Here is a 442-nt window from a genome sequence, read left to right on the forward strand (position 1 = left end):
CGCCAAAGTTCCAATCACCGTATTCAATCCGGTCAAAGGATCAGTAACCGAGATGTTATTCAAAGTCACGTTACCTGTATTGGTCACCACAATGGTATAGTTCAATACATCCCCGACAGCGGCAAAGGTTGACTCGGTTGCAGTCTTGGTGATGGAAAGTGCAGGGCTTTGTGTTGCAGTTACCGATTCGGAAGCCGAAACATTCACTGCACCGACAGCTGCAGAAGCGGTATTATCCACTTTTCCTGCATCGATATCACTTTGAGTGATAGTATAAGAAGTAGCAATTGACTCAGAAGCCAAAGGCGCCAAAGTTCCAACCACCGTATTTAAACCTGTCAATGGATCTGATACAGAAACATTACTCAAAGTAATGTTACCTGTGTTGGTGACGACAATTGTATAGTTCAATACATCTCCGACAGCAGCAAAGGTTGACTCG

At 44.3% G+C, this 442-nt stretch carries 1 protein-coding gene; it reads right to left on the minus strand.

Annotation, left to right across the window (positions count from 1 at the left end):
- On the minus strand, positions 1 to 442 hold a 442-nt coding region (locus tag M3O96_RS21950), incomplete at both ends, for a CLIPPER-2 domain-containing protein (RefSeq protein WP_502798931.1).

It is taken from the genome of Aquiflexum sp. TKW24L (assembly GCF_023502205.1).
GTDB lineage: Bacteria > Bacteroidota > Bacteroidia > Cytophagales > Cyclobacteriaceae > Cognataquiflexum.